The sequence below is a fragment of the Priestia endophytica DSM 13796 genome (assembly GCF_900115845.1).
Lineage (GTDB): Bacteria > Bacillota > Bacilli > Bacillales > Bacillaceae_H > Bacillus_I > Bacillus_I endophytica.
This window is the reverse complement of sequence record NZ_FOXX01000012.1, coordinates 1-17,758: the sequence shown is the minus strand read 5'-3', so window position 1 is coordinate 17,758 and position 17,758 is coordinate 1. Positions and strand designations below refer to the sequence as shown.

The following is a 17,758-nucleotide window of genomic DNA, read 5'->3' as shown; positions in this document are numbered from 1 at the left end:
ACAACGTTTGCTATGCATCAAGTCTATAAGAAACGACTACTTTCTATTTTTTCGGAATTCGAATTGTAAATTGATAATAGTCATCAAACTCTTCTTCTTCAGAATTTAACGTAATGCCGCTATCTTGTACCATTGTTAGTGATTGACGAATTGTGTTCATCGCAATTCGAGTATCTTTGCTAAAAGCTTTTCGCTTTGGTTTTGCTTTTCGTTTTGTTCCGTCTAATAACTGCACAATTCGATCTTCTGTTTGCTTCACATTTAGGTTCTTCTCAATGATCTCATGCAGTAGTTCAACTTGCTTCTGCGGAATTTTCAAGGAAATTAAAGCTCTTGCATGACGTTCTGTAATTAGCTTTTGGCGGATGCTATCCTGAACCTCTTCAGGAAGTTTTAGAAGTCTAAGCTTGTTAGCAATTGTGGATTGACCTTTACCTAACCTTTGAGCTAATGCTTCTTGTGTCAAATTGTGAAGCTCTATCAACTTTGCATATGCTACCGCTTCTTCAATTGGAGTAAGTTCCTCACGCTGAAGGTTCTCAATAAGGGCAACAGAAGCTGTTTCTGTATCATTGAACTGCTTTACAATAGCTGGAATGGTCAACCATCCTAGAGATTGCACAGCTCTCCATCTTCTTTCCCCGGCAATAATCTCGAAGTGCCCCTCTGTCATTTTCCGAACAATAATCGGCTGGATAATACCGTGAGTGCGGATTGTTTGAGCAAGCTCTTCTATCTTATTTTCCTGGAAAATAGTACGTGGCTGATAACGGTTTGGGCTAATTTGACTAACAGGCAACTCCTTAACTTCATCACGTATTTCCTTTTCCTCAATATCAATCTCATGCTCTTCTGGCTTGTCTTTCAAATTAAAAAAGCGAGAAAAAGCAGATTTCATTGTCCAACACCACCTTAAGGAAAATCCCTCTTACATAATTCGATATACGGTCTAAATTTCCTTCTTGATTCGTAGCTTAAAATTTTTCAATACGTTTCATATGAAACATTATTCAATTGGTGTTTTGATTGGAACGCCTGGCTTGCGTGGATATTTTTTAGGTGTAGCTTTTACTTTATCAATTGTCACAATGTAGCGTTCACTTTCTTCAAACGGAAGTGTGAAATGATGGATTTCACGAAGTTTACCACCTAGAACTTCAAGTGATTTTTCACCATTTTGGAGCTCTTCTTGAGCACTAGCACCTTTCATTGCAATAAATGTGCCATTTTTCTTAACAAGTGGAAGACAAAATTCGTTCAAAACTGAAATACGCGCGACAGCTCTTGCTGTTACAGCGTCAAATTTCTCACGAAACTGCTCTTTTTTCCCAAAAATCTCAGCTCTATCGTGATAAAGAGATACATTGTCCAACCCTAACTGAGAAACAAGATGATCTAAAAAACCAATTCGCTTTTTTAAGGAATCAACAATGCTAACATGAAGATGAGGGAAACAAATTTTAAGAGGAATACTTGGAAAACCTGCTCCTGCGCCTACATCGCAAAGTGTATGTAGAGATTTAAAATCAACAAAAAAAGAGGCTGAAATAGAATCAAAAAAATGTTTCTCATATACGGCTTCTTTCTCTGTAATGCCTGTTAAATTCATTTTTTCATTCCATTCAACAAGAATGTGGAAGTATTGTTCAAACTGATGAAGTTGATGAGACGAAAGAGAAATCCCTTTCGCCTCCAGCAACTGTTGAAATTGGGTAGAATTCATTAGGTAAATTCCTTTCAACTTAATTTATAAATTTAATTAGATTCATTTGAGACTTTTGCAATACGTCCTTGTTCAATATAAACAAGTAAAATTGAAATGTCTGCTGGGTTAACCCCTGAAATACGAGAAGCTTGAGCAACCGTAAGTGGGCGAACTTGTTTTAGTTTTTGACGAGCTTCTGTTGCTAAGCCTGTAATTGCCTCATAATCAATGCCATCTGGAATTTTTTTATTCTCAAGTTTTTTCAGACGTTCTACTTGTTGCAATGACTTTTGAATGTAGCCTTCGTATTTTGTCTGAATTTCAACTTGTTCTTCAACATCAAAATCAAGTTCCTTATCAGCTGGAACAAGTTTTTTAACCGCACTATATGTCATTTCAGGACGCTTTAATAAGTCTGAAGCACGAACAGCATCTTTTAGCTCTGTTCCCCCTGCTTCTCGAATCACTTCTTGAACTTCGTCCGTTGCTTTAATAATTGTGTTATATAAACGTTTCTTTTCTTCTTCAATCTCTGCTTTTTTAGTATTAAATTTCTCATAGCGTTCTTCAGAGATCAATCCAAGTTTATGACCAATATCTGTTAGACGAAGGTCTGCATTATCATGACGAAGAAGAAGGCGATACTCAGCACGAGATGTTAACAAACGATAAGGTTCATTTGTTCCTTTTGTAACAAGGTCATCGATTAAAACACCGATGTACGCATCTGAACGACTAAGAATTAACTCCTCTCGCTCTAATGCACGAAGACCTGCATTAATCCCTGCCATAATTCCTTGTCCTGCAGCTTCTTCATATCCAGATGTTCCATTAATCTGACCTGCTGTATAAAGGTTTTTCACACGTTTTGTTTCAAGTGTTGGCCAAAGTTGTGTTGGTACAATTGCATCGTATTCGATAGCATAACCTGGACGCATCATTTCCACATTTTCAAGACCTGGGATTGTTGATAACATTTCGCGTTGAACATGTTCAGGTAGACTTGTGGATAACCCTTGAACATATACTTCTTGTGTGTTACGACCTTCTGGCTCAAGGAAAATTTGATGACGAGGTTTATCATTAAAACGAACCACTTTATCTTCAATTGATGGACAGTAACGAGGTCCTGTTCCTTTAATCATGCCAGAATACATTGGTGAAAGATGTAGGTTTTCATCAATAATTTGGTGTGTACGCTCACTTGTATATGTTAACCAGCATGGAAGCTGATCTGTAATATATTGCGTTGTTTCGTAAGAGAAAGCTCGTGGTGATTCATCACCAGGCTGAATCTCTGTTTTGCTGTAATCAATGGACTGACTCTTTACGCGAGGTGGTGTTCCTGTTTTAAAACGAACAAGATCAAATCCAAGTTCCTCTAAATGCTCAGACAAATGAATAGAAGGCTGCTGATTATTTGGCCCACTGGAGTATTGAAGCTGTCCAAGAATAATTTTCCCACGCAAGAATGTTCCTGTTGTAATGACAACCGTCTTCGATCTGTAGATGGCTCCAGTGTTTGTAATAACACCTTTACATTCTCCATCTTCCACAAGAAGTTTTTCAACCATTCCTTGCATAAGCGTAAGGTTTGGTTCTTCTTCTAATGTTTTTTTCATTTCATGTTGATAAGAGAATTTATCAGCTTGTGCACGTAGCGCTCGAACAGCAGGACCTTTGCCTGTGTTCAGCATACGCATTTGAATATATGTTTTATCAATGTTGCGGCCCATCTCTCCACCAAGCGCATCAATCTCGCGAACAACGATTCCTTTAGCAGGACCGCCTACAGATGGGTTACAAGGCATGAAAGCAACCATATCTAAGTTCAGAGTGAGTACAAGTGTTTTAGCCCCAAGGCGAGCAGAAGCTAATCCAGCTTCACAGCCAGCATGACCTGCCCCAATGACAACAACATCATAATTTCCTGCTTCATATTGTTGCATATCTTGCGTATTCCTCCTTATTTTCCTAAACAAAATTGAGAGAACAGCTGGTCAATTAAACTTTCGTGAACAGCATCTCCGATAATTTCACCTAAAAGCTCCCACGTACGTGTTAAATCAATTTGGACAATGTCAATTGGAACACCGCTCTCAATTCCCATAATTGCTTCATCAATCGAATTTTTCGCCTGATTTAAAAGCGCTACGTGACGCGTATTTGATACATATGTTAAATCCTGTCCTTCAACTCCGCTTTCAAAGAAAAGAGAAGAGATAGCTTCTTCTAGCTCATCAATCCCTTGCTCTTGAAGAAGAGAAGTTGAAATGACTGGTTTTCCATCTGCAAGAGTTTTCACACGTTCTAAATCAATTTTTTGTTCTAGATCTGTTTTATTAATAATAACAATATAGTCCATACCGCTCACAGCTTCAAAAAGATGCTCATCTTCTTGTGTAAGGTCATCATGGTAGTTAAGGACAAGCAAAATTAAATCTGCTTTTTTTAAATACTCACGAGAACGTTCTACACCAATTCGCTCAACGATGTCTTCTGTTTCGCGAATTCCTGCTGTATCGACAAGGCGAAGCGGTACTCCTCTTACATTTACATACTCTTCAATTACATCTCGAGTTGTTCCTGGTACATCTGTTACAATAGCTTTTGTATCATGTACAAGGCTATTTAAAAGGGATGATTTACCGACGTTTGGACGTCCTACAATAACAGTCCCAAGACCTTCGCGCAAAATTTTCCCTTGTTGAGAAGTTCTCAACAGTTTTTCGATCTCACTTTTCACACCTGTTGCTTTCTCAATTAACACATTATGGGTCATTTCTTCTACATCATCGTACTCAGGATAATCAATGTTCACTTCAACATGTGCAAGTGTTTCAAGGATTTCTTGACGAAGATGACGAACAAGCTTCGAAAGTCGCCCTTCAACTTGACCTAACGCCACATTCATGGCACGATCTGTTTTAGCACGAATTAAATCCATAACGCCTTCTGCTTGAGAAAGGTCAATACGACCATTTAGGAAAGCACGTTTCGTAAACTCACCAGGCTCTGCTAAACGAGCTCCTTGTGAGAGAACGAGTTGCAGCACTCGATTTACGGAAACAATACCACCGTGGCAGTTGATTTCGATAAGATCTTCTCTTGTAAAGGTTTTAGGTCCTTTCATAACAGACACCATTACTTCTTCAACAATTTCATCTGTAGCTGGATCTTTAATATGGCCATAGTTAATCGTATGTGATGGAACATTACTTAGACGTTTACCATTTGGACTTTGAAAAACTTTATCCCCAATAGAAATTGCCTCTTGGCCGCTCAATCTTACAATAGCAATAGCTCCTTCTCCCATTGGAGTTGAAATGGCTGCAATTGTATCAAGTTCAAGCATATTTTTCACCTCTTTTCGATATTCTATCTATAAAAAACAATGATTTTGTGTAAAATAAAGCTCTAATATATTAGAGTAACATAAATCTATAATAGACAAAATTGTCTTTTGTTGAAAGTTATACACATTGTTTTGTAAAAAACATTTCTATTCTACATTATTAACATGTGGATAACAATTCTTTCACAATATCTTTTTTAAAAAAAGAAGCTTGAGGACTCCCTCAAGCTTTTTTTGATTATTCTGTTGTTTTTAGAAGAGTTGCTGTTCTCTTTTCAATATGATCTTTAACAAAGAAGCTTTGAGCAATCATAAAAATGTTGCCAATACTCCAATAAAGAGAAAGAGCAGCAGGAAAATTCAAAGCAAAAATAACAATCATAACAGGCATAACCCAAAGCATCATAGCCATCTGTGGATTATCATTCTCAGCTCCTGCCATAATCAGTTTTTGGCCCATATAAGTAGTAATGCCTGCAATGATAGGCAGAAAATAGTATGGATCAGGGCTACCTAAGTTCATCCAAAGAAAATTATTTTCGGAAATTTCCTTTGTTCTCGTAATAGCATGAAAAAAAGCAATGAGAATAGGCATTTGAATTAAAATTGGTAAACAACCAGATAGTGGATTCACATTATAATGGCTAAAAAGTTCCATCATCTTTTCTTGGAGTTGTTGCTGTGAATGAGCATCTTTATCTGGATACTGCTCTTTCAACTTCTCAATCTCAGGCTGAAGAGCTCCCATTGCTTTTGTATTTCTTATCTGTTTCACCATCAATGGGAAAATAAGAACCCTAATCATAACAGTAACGATAATAATTGCTATGCCAAAGTTATTCCCAAAGAGTTGAGCAAGGTAGATGATCGTTTGTGAAATGGGGTAAACAACATACTCGTTCCACAGTCCTTCACTCTCTCTTGTAATAGGCTCCTGAACCTCAGTACAGCCGCTTAGAAAAAAGAGAGCAACAAGGCATAAAGCGAGAACTCTACTTCTCACCGTTTTCCCTCCTTCTCTCCCCGCCCAACTCTTTGATGTAAATCTATTGAATAAGCTTTGCTCGTTTTAAAACATGGAAAAGACTTTTTTGAATTTCGCTGTGTGACATCTCAGCGGTTGGAAAGCGGGCAATAATAATATAATCCTTGTCTTGTGGCAGCTGATCTTTTACTTCTTGCAGCGCCTCACGAATTAAACGCTTAATTCGATTTCGTGTTACAGCATTCCCTAACTTCTTACCGACAGAAAGTCCTACGCGAAAATTTTGTTGATCACGCTTATCGAGCGTATAAACAACAAATTGTCGATTTGCCGTTGACTTTCCTCTCTTAAATATCTTCTGAAAATCTTCATTTCGTTTTACACGATAACGTTTCTCCATCTCTAACAGCTCCTGGACTTCTTCATTCAACAGTATAGCCAACTTTAAGAAGCCTCTTACATATATTTTTTAAAAGCATCTTTTCATTTCAAAATTATAAAATACTTACTCGTTTAACCGAGAAAATTTGTAATCAAAATAAGAAAAAAAAAGACCACTGACAGTTCAGTGGTCTAAGCAGATAATACTTTTCTTCCTTTACGACGACGACGAGCTAAAATGTGACGTCCGTTTTTAGAGCTCATACGGTTACGGAAACCATGAACTTTACTACGCTTACGTTTATTGGGTTGAAACGTTCTTTTCATTATATTACACCTCCCTGAGGAATATCTTAAAAAGACAGTCTTACTAATTATAGAGAATACCCCTCGATTCTGTCAACTTCAAATCATGAAATGATTAAAACCATAATAAACCAAGAGCAATAAAAAAGGCTAATTTTCTTTATGCATTTATAGGTCTTTTTTGCTCTGTGGATAAAGTTACTCCTCTTTTTGTCGACCATTCACCATTTATCGACATATATTACACATAATCTAGTACTGTGGAAAAGTTTACTCCACAACCTGTAGTCATTGTGGATAAGTTTCTGAAATTCATTGCAACTATTGTTTTTCTTTGATATGATATTTTTGTTTTCACTTTAACAGATCATCATTATTTCTAACTTTATCCACAAATTGTGGATAAAGTGTGGACATTTTTACCACAGGGTGTATATAAACTTGTCCACAGGCTGTTAATTTTGTCGAACACTCTAGTTTCTTCTATATTATATACTTATTCACAATTGGTTGTTTGCATAAATATGTATTTTGATTTATATCATCAATTTGTTTAAAAATCTAAGTTGTACAATAGTTGTACAACCCTTTAGTTTTCAAAAAAGGAGGGGTATTGTTGGAAAATATTCATGATTTATGGGATAAGGCACTAGTAGAAATTCAAAAAAAATTGAGCAAGCCTAGCTTTGAAACTTGGCTAAAATCTACAAAAGCACATTCACTTCAAGGAAGTTCACTAACAATTACAGCACCAAATGATTTTGCCCGTGATTGGCTTGAGGCTCATTATGGAAACTTAATTTCAGAAACGCTGTACTCACTTACTGGGGAAGAGCTTGAAATTAAATTTATTATCCCTCAACACCAATCTTCAAATGAGCTTGACGTTGTCCAGCCTAAAGAAAAAAAGAAAAAAGTAGATGATGTAGCAGAGTTTTCTCCAAGCATGCTTAATTCCAAATATACATTTGAAACCTTTGTTATTGGGTCTGGAAACCGTTTTGCCCACGCTGCATCACTAGCAGTTGCCGAGGCCCCAGCAAAGGCCTATAATCCGCTTTTTATTTATGGGGGAGTAGGACTTGGCAAAACTCACCTCATGCATGCTATTGGTCATTATGTATTAGAGCATAACCCATCAGCAAAAGTTGTATACTTATCTTCTGAAAAGTTTACAAATGAGTTCATTAATTCAATCCGAGATAATAAAGCCGTTGAATTTCGTAATAAATATCGCAGTGTTGATGTATTGCTTATAGATGATATTCAATTTCTAGCGGGGAAAGAACAAACTCAAGAAGAATTCTTCCATACTTTTAATACATTGCATGAAGAAAGCAAACAAATCGTTATTTCAAGTGATCGACCACCAAAAGAGATTCCAACACTAGAAGATCGTCTTCGTTCACGTTTTGAATGGGGATTAATTACTGATATTACCCCTCCAGATTTGGAAACAAGGATCGCCATTCTGCGCAAGAAAGCAAAAGCAGACGGATTGGATATTCCAAATGAGGTTATGCTCTATATCGCAAACCAAATTGACTCGAATATTCGTGAATTAGAGGGCGCACTCATAAGAGTTGTTGCATATTCATCTCTTATTAACAAGGACATCAATGCTGACTTAGCAGCTGAAGCCCTAAAAGATATCATCCCAAGCTCAAAACCACGTGTTATTACCATTCATGATATCCAGCGTGTTGTTGGGCAACATTACAATGTAAAGTTAGAAGATTTTAAAGCGAAGAAGCGTACAAAATCAGTTGCTTTTCCGCGTCAAATTGCTATGTATTTATCTCGCGAGTTAACTGATTTCTCTCTACCGAAAATTGGAGAAGAATTCGGAGGGCGAGATCATACAACAGTCATCCATGCACATGAAAAGATTTCAAAATTACTTGATTCTGATGCTCAACTTCAAAAGCAAGTTAAAGAAATTCAAGATATGCTACAAAGGTCATAGTGAATTATGTGAATAACTTAGACTCATTTACACACAGTCTGTCCACATGTGGATAGACTTTATTTTCTGGGTTTCTGAGAGTTATCCACATTTTCACAGCCCCTACTATTACTACTGCTATTTTTTATTAAAAAATAATAAATAAAAGAACTCTCCAGATAAAAAAAGGAGGAACAATAGAAAATGAAATTCTCAATTCAAAAAGATTATCTAGTTCAAAGTGTTCAAGATGTGATGAAAGCTATCTCTTCTCGTACGACAATTCCAATTCTTACAGGGATCAAGATTGTTGTTTCTGATGAAGGAGTAACATTGACAGGAAGCGATTCAGATGTTTCAATTGAATCTTTCATTCCAAAAGAAGATGAAGACAAACATATTGTAGAGGTTGAAAAAGAAGGCAGTATTGTTCTACCAGCTCGTTTCTTTAGCGAGATTGTTAAGAAGCTGCCAAAAGAAACAGTAGAAATTGAAGTTCAAAATAACTTTTCCACAGTTATCCGTTCTGGAAAAGCAGAATTTAATTTAAATGGCTTAGATGCAGAAGAATATCCACAACTTCCACAAATTGAAGAAGAAAACATGTTTAGTGTACCTACAGACTTAATTAAAAACATGATTCGACAAACAGTGTTTGCAGTGTCCACGTCAGAAACACGCCCCATCTTGACAGGTGTAAACTGGAAACTTGAAACTGGTGAATTGACATGTATTGCAACAGATAGCCACCGCTTAGCTTTAAGAAAAGCTAAAATTGAAACAACAAATCAAGAAAAATATAGCATTGTAATTCCAGGAAAGAGCTTGAACGAATTCAGCAAGATTCTTGATGATTCAAGTGAGCTTGTTGATATCGTCATTACAGAGAATCAAGTCTTATTCAAAACAAAACATCTGCTGTTCTTCTCTCGTTTATTAGACGGCAATTATCCTGATACATCTCGTCTTATTCCAGATGACAGCAAAACAGATGTTGTATTGAATGTAAAAGAGTTTCTTCAATCTATCGACCGAGCATCATTGTTAGCCCGTGAAGGACGAAACAATGTTGTTAAACTTTCTACAATGCCAGAGGGAATTATTGAGATTTCTTCAAACTCTCCTGAAATCGGAAAAGTAAGTGAAGAAGTGCAAAGTAAATCAGTAGATGGGGAAGACCTGAAAATCTCTTTCAGTGCTAAATATATGCTTGATGCGCTTAAGGCTTTAGAGGGTAGTGAAATTAAAATAAACTTCACAGGGGCTATGCGTCCATTTGTTATTCGCACATTAGATGACGATTCTATGTTACAATTAATTTTACCAGTACGAACATATTAATTCATAAAGAGAACAAAGCTACTAGAAGAGGACTAGTAGCTTTCTTTTCTCTTTTTAAATTTTTTAGTAAAATAAAAAAGATAGATCATTTTGGAAAGTAGGAGATATTGATGGCTCAAGAAGTGCAAATTTCAACAGACTTCATTACTTTAGGGCAGTTTTTGAAGCTTGCAGACGTAATTCAGTCTGGTGGAATGGCTAAATGGTTCCTTAGTGAACATGAGGTTTTTGTAAACGGAGAAAGCGAAGATCGCCGTGGACGAAAATTAAGAACGGGTGATCAAGTGGACATTCCGACAGTTGGTCAATTTGTTGTTTCATAAAAGTTGGTGAAATCTTGCATATCAATGAACTACAGCTGAAAAATTATCGTAACTATGAGAAAGCTACTATTTCGTTTGAGAACAAAGTGAACGTCATTTTAGGCGAGAATGCACAAGGGAAAACAAACGTGATGGAAGCTATTTATGTGCTTTCTATGGCAAAATCTCATCGTACTTCAAAGGATAAAGAACTTATTAAGTGGGACTGTGATTTTGCTAAGATACAAGGAGAGCTTACTCGAAATTCAGGACCTTTATCTCTTGAACTGATCGTATCTACGAAAGGGAAAAAGGCTAAGTACAACGGACTTGAGCAAAAACGACTCAGTCAATATATTGGAGCAATGAACACTGTGATGTTTGCTCCAGAAGACCTTAATCTTGTAAAGGGAAATCCACAAGTAAGACGTCGATTTCTTGATATGGAAATCGGACAAGTTTCTCCTGTTTACATGCATGACTTAGCCAGATATCAAAAAATTCTCCATCAACGTAATCAATATTTAAAACAGCTCCAAACGAGAAAAGTAACTGATCAATCTTTATTAGATGTTTATACAACTCAGCTTTCAGAAGTCGCTGCATCTGTTTTAAAGAAGCGATATGAGTTTCTACAGCTTCTTCAAGATTGGGCAGAGCCTATTCATCATGGGATAAGCAGAGGGCTTGAAACGCTAAAAATTCAATATAAAAGCTCTGTTGATGTATCAGTTGAACAAGATTTGTCGAAAATGATACAAGCATACTATGAAAAGTTTGATAAAATAAAGATGAGAGAAATCGACAGAGGTATCACATTAGCAGGTCCACATCGCGATGATTTAATTTTCTACGTAAATGATAAAGATGTGCAAACTTTCGGTTCTCAAGGACAGCAGCGTACAACAGCACTCTCTATAAAACTTGCTGAGATTGAGCTTATTCATGGAGAGATTGGAGAGTATCCGATTCTACTTCTTGATGATGTATTATCTGAATTAGATGATTATCGTCAATCACATTTGCTCAATACGATTCAAGGAAAAGTTCAGACCTTTGTGACAACAACAAATATTGACGGGATTCATCACGAAACGTTACAAAAAGCAACCACCTTTCATGTGAAAGCTGGGGAGATTGAGAAAGTTTGACAGTCTGTTAATGGGAACAAAAGAGTCATATTCAAGATCAATTTAACCTAGCTCAGGGGAGGGAAAAGGATTGTCCTCTTTATGAGAGGATGAAAGTGATTTGGCCCAATAAAAAGTGTAGGTGATATAGTTGACAATGGAACAAAAAGAAGTACAAAACCAATCATATGAAGCTGATCAAATTCAGGTATTAGAAGGTTTAGAAGCAGTCCGGAAAAGACCTGGTATGTACATTGGCTCTACAAGTGGAAAAGGTCTTCACCACCTTGTGTGGGAAGTTGTTGATAATAGTATTGATGAGGCATTAGCAGGTTTTTGTGACGAAATTATTGTCACAATTGAGAAGGATAATAGTATCACTGTACAAGATAATGGACGTGGAATTCCTGTTGGTGTTCACGAAAAAACAGGTCGTCCTGCTTTAGAAGTTATCATGACTGTTTTACACGCAGGAGGTAAATTCGGCGGTGGCGGTTATAAAGTATCAGGTGGACTTCATGGAGTAGGGGCTTCAGTTGTAAACGCACTTTCTACTTTCCTAGAAGTACATGTTCATCGTGATGGAGAAATTCATTATCAAAAATATGAACGAGGCATTCCTCAAGAAGATATTAAAGTAGTCGGAAAAACTGACCATACAGGAACAATTACTCACTTTAAACCAGATCCGGACATATTCCAAGAAACATTGGAGTATGACTATGATACACTTGCTAACCGTCTTCGCGAGTTAGCGTTTTTAAATCGTGGAATCAAAATCATTATCCGTGACAAACGTGAAGAAGAGAAAGAGAATGTTTATTACTACGAGGGCGGAATTAAGTCTTATGTAGAACATTTAAACCGTTCACGTGAAGTCCTTCATGAAGAACCGATTTATGTAGAAGGAGAGAAAGATAATATCTCCATCGAGGTTGCGCTTCAGTATAATGATGGTTTTGCAAGCAATATTTATTCGTTTGCCAATAACATCAATACGTACGAAGGTGGAACACATGAGTCTGGTTTCAAGACAGCTTTAACACGTGTAATCAACGATTATGCCCGTAAAAATCAAATCTTTAAAGACAATGATACTAATTTAACAGGGGAAGACGTGCGTGAAGGTTTAACAGCCATTATTTCTATTAAGCATCCTGACCCACAGTTTGAAGGACAAACGAAAACAAAGCTTGGAAATAGTGAGGCACGTACAATTACAGATTCACTATTTACAGAACGCTTTGAAACTTTCTTGCTTGAAAATCCAAGTGTTGCAAAACGTATTATTGAAAAAGGACTTACAGCTTCAAGAGCACGTATTGCTGCAAAGAAAGCACGGGAAATTACAAGACGTAAAGGTGCTTTGGAAGTATCACATCTACCAGGAAAACTTGCAGATTGTTCTTCAAAAGACCCATCAATTGGCGAGATTTATATTGTTGAGGGTGACTCAGCTGGAGGATCTGCTAAACAAGGGCGCGATCGTCATTTCCAAGCTATTCTACCGCTAAAAGGTAAAATCCTTAACGTGGAGAAAGCACGTCTTGATCGTATTCTTTCGAATGATGAAGTTCGAGCTATTATCACAGCGATTGGTACAGGTATTGGAGAAGACTTTGATATCTCAAAAGCTCGTTATCATAAAATTGTCATTATGACTGATGCAGATGTTGATGGAGCCCACATTAGAACGCTTCTTCTAACATTCTTCTATCGTTATATGAGAAACATCATCGAAAAAGGCTATATATACATTGCACAGCCACCGTTATATAAAGTTTCTCAAAATAAGAAAGTTGAATATGCTTACACAGATCGTGATTTAGAACAAGTTCTTCAAAACTTCTCTGGAACCTCAAAACCTGGTATTCAACGTTACAAAGGTCTAGGGGAAATGAATCCTGAGCAGCTTTGGGAAACAACAATGGACCCTGAATCAAGAACATTGCTTCAAGTTAGCTTGAAAGATGCAATGGAAGCAGATGAAACATTTGAGATCTTGATGGGGGATAAAGTAGAACCAAGAAGAAACTTTATTGAAGAAAATGCAAAATATGTGAAAAATCTAGATATTTAACACCAGTGCAGGGTAAGTTGATGAGTTCTTATCCTGCCTTATATATGGAACAGAGACTTGTTATGGGGTCTCACAAGGAGGTTTACTGTTATGGCAGATACGCCAAGCTCTCGAATTCATGAAATTAACATTAGCCAAGAAATGCGAACTTCATTCCTTGATTATGCAATGAGCGTTATCGTTTCAAGGGCTTTACCAGACGTGAGAGACGGACTTAAGCCTGTGCACCGTCGTATTCTCTATGCAATGAATGACTTGGGAATTACAGCTGATAAAACATATAAGAAATCTGCGCGTATTGTTGGGGAAGTAATCGGTAAGTATCATCCGCATGGTGATTCAGCCGTTTATGATGCAATGGTGCGTATGGCACAGGATTTTAACTATCGTCATATGCTTGTTGACGGCCACGGAAACTTCGGATCAATTGATGGAGACGCAGCAGCAGCTATGCGTTATACAGAAGCTAAGATGTCTAAAATCTCTATGGAACTTCTGCGTGACATTAATAAAGATACAATCGACTATCAAGATAACTATGATGGAGTAGAGAAAGAGCCTGTTGTTTTGCCTTCTCGCTTTCCTAACCTTCTTGTAAATGGTTCGTCAGGGATTGCTGTTGGTATGGCTACAAACATTCCACCACACCATCTTGGAGAAATAATTGACGGGGTATTAGCCGTTAGTGAAAATCCAGAGGTTACAACAATGGAGCTTATGGACATTATTCCTGGTCCTGATTTTCCTACAGGAGCTCATATCATTGGAAGAAGTGGAATTCGCAAAGCTTATGAAACAGGAAAAGGATCTATTACATTAAGAGCAAAAGTTGATGTCGAACAAAAGAGCAATGGAAAAGAATCAATTATTGTAACAGAACTTCCTTACCAAGTGAACAAAGCAAAGCTTATTGAGAAGATTGCTGATTTAGTTCGTGATAAGAGGATTGATGGAATAACAGACTTACGTGACGAATCAGATCGCCGCGGTATGCGTATTGTTATTGAAGTTCGTCGTGATGCGAATGCAAGCGTACTTCTTAACAATCTCTATAAACATACGGCTTTACAAACAAGCTTTGGAATTAACACTCTTGCACTTGTTAATGGTCAGCCCAAAGTACTTAGTCTGAGAGAGTGTTTACAGCATTATCTTGATCACCAAGTAGTAATTATCCGTCGCCGTACAGAGTTTGAATTACGTAAAGCAGAAGCTCGTGCGCATATTTTAGAGGGACTGAAAATTGCACTTGATCATCTTGATGAAGTCATCCAGCTTATCCGTAGTTCTCAAACAGCAGATATAGCTAAAGAGGGATTAATGGAGAACTTCTCTCTTTCTGAAAAGCAAGCTCAAGCGATTCTAGATATGCGTCTTCAACGTTTGACAGGCCTAGAGAGAGAGAAGATTGAAGCTGAGTATCAATCCCTATTAGCTTTAATTGCAGAACTTCGTGCAATTCTAGCAGATGAAGAAAAAGTACTTGAAATCATTCGTGAAGAACTTATAGAAGTGAAAGAGAAATTTAGTAATGACCGCCGAACGGAAATTTTAGATGGTGGAATTGAAAACATTGAAGATGAAGATTTAATTCCAGAGCAGAGCATTGTTATTACACTGACGCATAATGGTTATATTAAACGTCTTCCTGTTTCAACATATAAAAGTCAACGTCGAGGTGGACGAGGCATTCAAGGGATGAATATGAATGAAAATGACTTTGTTGAGCAGCTTTTGACAACTTCTACACATGATACAATTTTATTCTTCACAAATAAAGGAAAAGTATACCGAACAAAAGGGTATGAAATTCCTGAGTATAGTCGAACAGCAAAAGGTCTACCAATCATTAACCTTCTAAAAGTTGAAAAAGGAGAATGGATTAATGCTATTATCCCAGTGAAAGAATTCACAGATACAGATTATCTATTCTTCACAACTAAGGATGGGATTGCTAAGAGAACGCCACTGTCATCCTTTGAGAATATTCGTACTAATGGACTGATTGCAATTAATCTTCGTGAGGAAGATGAATTGATTTCTGTTCGCTTAACAAATGGAGAACAGCATATGGTCATCGGAACGAAGAAAGGATTGCTTATTCGTTTTGATGAGAACGATGTTCGTTCAATGGGAAGAACAGCTACTGGTGTAAAAGGAATCACTCTTGCTAGTGATGATGAAGTAGTAGGGATGGAAATCTCAGAAGATGAAGATGATATTCTTGTAGTCACGAAGAATGGATATGGAAAGAGAACGCCGGTTGAAGACTATCGTATCCAAACGCGTGGTGGTAAAGGACTTAAGACGTGCAACATTACAGAGAAAAATGGTGATGTTGTAGCTTTAAAATCTGTTAATCTTGACGATGATTTAATGCTTATTACTGTTCATGGTGTTCTTATTCGTGTATCTGTTGAGGACATCTCTCAAACAGGAAGAAATACACAAGGAGTGAAACTTATTCGTCTCGGTGATGATGAATATGTTTCAACTGTTGCTCGTGTACAAAGTGAAGATGAAGATCTTGATGAAGAAGGAGAACATCTTGAAGGTCCTCAAGGTGAAGAAACAGAGGAACAAGAAGATTAAATCTTCTAAATAAAATCCTTGAAAAAAGAGCGCTATATGCGCTCTTTTTTTAGTATAATTTTACTCATTCATAGAAATGCTGTTTGAGGAGGCAAGAATAGTGAACATCTTAGTTCAAGATTTAAAAGCAGGCTTTGTTGTGAAAGAGGATGTTTGTTCTCAAGATGGACATATTATCATGCCAAAAGGAATGAAGATTACAAAACATAGAATACAAGTTTTGCGAGCTTTTCTCATTAATGAGATACAAGTTCAAGAAAGAGCATCATTGTCTAATCAGGAAGAAGAAATAAATGAATTATATGAGAGTATTGAAAAGTATAATGCATTTGTTGATCAATATAAGAAGGCTATAGAGAGATATAAGAAAATATTTCAGGGGTGGCAAGTTGGGATGATGATTGACATGATAGATGTCAGAAAGAGTTTTATTCCCTTTTTTAAAGATTTCTCTACTTCATCTCATATTTTGAATCTCTGTAGATATCAATCAAAAGAAAATGATTTTTATCATCACCCAGTAGCTGTAGGGTTAATCGCAGCTTTTATTGGGCGGAAAAGGAACTTTAAACAAGAGGAATGGGTTGGCGTAGCTTTATCAGGACTTTTAATGGACTGTGGGTTTTCTCGTATGAATGAGCATCTTTTCTTGAAAAGTAATGCGACGTTAAGTGAAACCGAAAAAAGAATGATTAAAGTCCATCCAAGTAAAAGCTATCAAATGGTTCGACACCTACGTCTTTTAACAGAGGGAAGCAAACTTGCTGTCCTTCAACATCATGAGCGTCTTGATGGCTCAGGGTATCCTCTTGGTCTTACCGGAAACCAAGTTCATCCTTATAGCAAAATTGTAGCAGTTGCGGATGCGTTCCATGTTATGATAAGCGATAAAGCACACGGAGAGAAGAAAATACCTTTCCCTGTATTAGAAGAAATGCGAAAAAAATCTTTTGGAAAATATGATTTTGAGTATCTCACAATTCTTATGAAAGAAATCTCTTCAACAGCCATTGGAAGAAGGATTCTACTAAATAATAATCAAAAAGGAGAGATCGTGTTTATCAATCAAAATGATCTTTCAAAACCACTTATTAGACTTGATGAAGATGCTTCATTTCTAGACCTGTCAGAGAATAATGGCCTATACATTGCAAAAATTTTATAAAAAAGTGAAAAAGGGGTTGTCAATGTAAGTATTTCTATGATAATATTTTAAAAGTCAGCTCAAGACAATTTAGAGCTGAAAAAAAGAGGTTGACAAGCTTAGTGGATATAAGTTATACTAAGTAAGTCGCTTAAGACAAGTTCTTTGAAAACTGAACAAAATACGTCAACGTTAATTCTATTTTATTTTTAAAACAACGTTTCTTATTAGAAACAAAAAGCTATGGACATCGAAAGATGAAACCAAACTTTCTATGGAGAGTTTGATCCTGGCTCAGGACGAACGCTGGCGGCGTGCCTAATACATGCAAGTCGAGCGGAGTTTTGAAAAGCTTGCTTTTCAAAACTTAGCGGCGGACGGGTGAGTAACACGTGGGCAACCTGCCCTTGAGACGGGGATAACTCCGGGAAACCGGAGCTAATACCGGATAACACATATCTTCGCATGAGGATATGTTAGAAGGTGGCTTTT

14 protein-coding genes and 1 rRNA gene are annotated in these 17,758 nt (G+C 37.0%); 8 read left to right on the top strand and 7 right to left on the bottom strand.

All coding sequences use genetic code 11. The annotated features are described in order from the left end of the window. Window positions 1-43: 43 nt before the first annotated feature. From noc to rpmH, 7 genes are all read right to left on the bottom strand, one after another. Window positions 44-898, bottom strand: coding sequence for a nucleoid occlusion protein (gene noc / locus BM012_RS19160; protein ID WP_061804910.1), 855 nt, complete (start codon window positions 896-898; stop codon window positions 44-46). Window positions 899-1,006: 108 nt separating this feature from the next. Further along, window positions 1,007-1,723 (bottom strand): 16S rRNA (guanine(527)-N(7))-methyltransferase RsmG, encoded by a 717-nt coding sequence (rsmG, locus tag BM012_RS19155; RefSeq protein ID WP_061804911.1) that lies wholly within the window; start codon window positions 1,721-1,723, stop codon window positions 1,007-1,009. Between the two features lie 32 nt (window positions 1,724-1,755). Beyond that, on the bottom strand, window positions 1,756-3,654 hold the full coding sequence (mnmG, locus tag BM012_RS19150) for a tRNA uridine-5-carboxymethylaminomethyl(34) synthesis enzyme MnmG (RefSeq protein WP_061804912.1): 1,899 nt from the start codon (window positions 3,652-3,654) through the stop codon (window positions 1,756-1,758). A 17-nt stretch (window positions 3,655-3,671) separates the two neighbouring features. Further along, on the bottom strand, window positions 3,672-5,060 hold the full coding sequence (mnmE, locus tag BM012_RS19145) for a tRNA uridine-5-carboxymethylaminomethyl(34) synthesis GTPase MnmE (protein WP_061804913.1): 1,389 nt from the start codon (window positions 5,058-5,060) through the stop codon (window positions 3,672-3,674). 238 nt (window positions 5,061-5,298) lie between these two features. Next, entirely contained in the window at window positions 5,299-6,063 is a 765-nt protein-coding gene (spoIIIJ, locus tag BM012_RS19140) for a YidC family membrane integrase SpoIIIJ (protein ID WP_061804914.1), read from the bottom strand. 43 nt (window positions 6,064-6,106) lie between these two features. Further along, complete coding sequence (rnpA, locus tag BM012_RS19135) at window positions 6,107-6,445, bottom strand: ribonuclease P protein component (protein ID WP_019394661.1); 339 nt, start codon at window positions 6,443-6,445, stop codon at window positions 6,107-6,109. A gap of 173 nt (window positions 6,446-6,618) precedes the next feature. Next, window positions 6,619-6,753: a 50S ribosomal protein L34 gene (rpmH, locus tag BM012_RS19130; protein WP_019394660.1), complete on the bottom strand. Its 135-nt coding sequence runs from the start codon at window positions 6,751-6,753 to the stop codon at window positions 6,619-6,621. A 595-nt stretch (window positions 6,754-7,348) separates the two neighbouring features. On the opposite strand from rpmH, the gene dnaA reads away from it, so the two are divergent. From dnaA to BM012_RS19090, 8 genes are all read left to right on the top strand, one after another. After that, window positions 7,349-8,698: a chromosomal replication initiator protein DnaA gene (gene dnaA / locus BM012_RS19125; protein ID WP_061804915.1), complete on the top strand. Its 1,350-nt coding sequence runs from the start codon at window positions 7,349-7,351 to the stop codon at window positions 8,696-8,698. Window positions 8,699-8,881: 183 nt separating this feature from the next. After that, window positions 8,882-10,018 carry a DNA polymerase III subunit beta gene (dnaN, locus tag BM012_RS19120; RefSeq protein WP_061804916.1) on the top strand — a complete coding sequence of 379 codons (1,137 nt, stop codon included), beginning with the start codon at window positions 8,882-8,884 and terminating at the stop codon, window positions 10,016-10,018. A gap of 110 nt (window positions 10,019-10,128) precedes the next feature. After that, entirely contained in the window at window positions 10,129-10,341 is a 213-nt protein-coding gene (gene yaaA / locus BM012_RS19115) for a S4 domain-containing protein YaaA (RefSeq protein WP_019394657.1), read from the top strand. A 14-nt stretch (window positions 10,342-10,355) separates the two neighbouring features. Next, window positions 10,356-11,471 carry a DNA replication/repair protein RecF gene (gene recF / locus BM012_RS19110; RefSeq protein ID WP_061804917.1) on the top strand — a complete coding sequence of 372 codons (1,116 nt, stop codon included), beginning with the start codon at window positions 10,356-10,358 and terminating at the stop codon, window positions 11,469-11,471. A 136-nt stretch (window positions 11,472-11,607) separates the two neighbouring features. Further along, a complete protein-coding gene (gene gyrB / locus BM012_RS19105; RefSeq protein WP_061804918.1) occupies window positions 11,608-13,530 on the top strand; it encodes a DNA topoisomerase (ATP-hydrolyzing) subunit B in 1,923 nt (640 codons plus the stop codon). Between the two features lie 90 nt (window positions 13,531-13,620). Next, a complete protein-coding gene (gene gyrA / locus BM012_RS19100; RefSeq protein ID WP_061804919.1) occupies window positions 13,621-16,122 on the top strand; it encodes a DNA gyrase subunit A in 2,502 nt (833 codons plus the stop codon). A 100-nt stretch (window positions 16,123-16,222) separates the two neighbouring features. After that, window positions 16,223-17,287 (top strand): HD-GYP domain-containing protein, encoded by a 1,065-nt coding sequence (locus BM012_RS19095; protein WP_061804920.1) that lies wholly within the window; start codon window positions 16,223-16,225, stop codon window positions 17,285-17,287. Window positions 17,288-17,537: 250 nt separating this feature from the next. Continuing rightward, window positions 17,538-17,758, top strand: a 16S ribosomal RNA gene (locus tag BM012_RS19090); the annotation flags it as partial.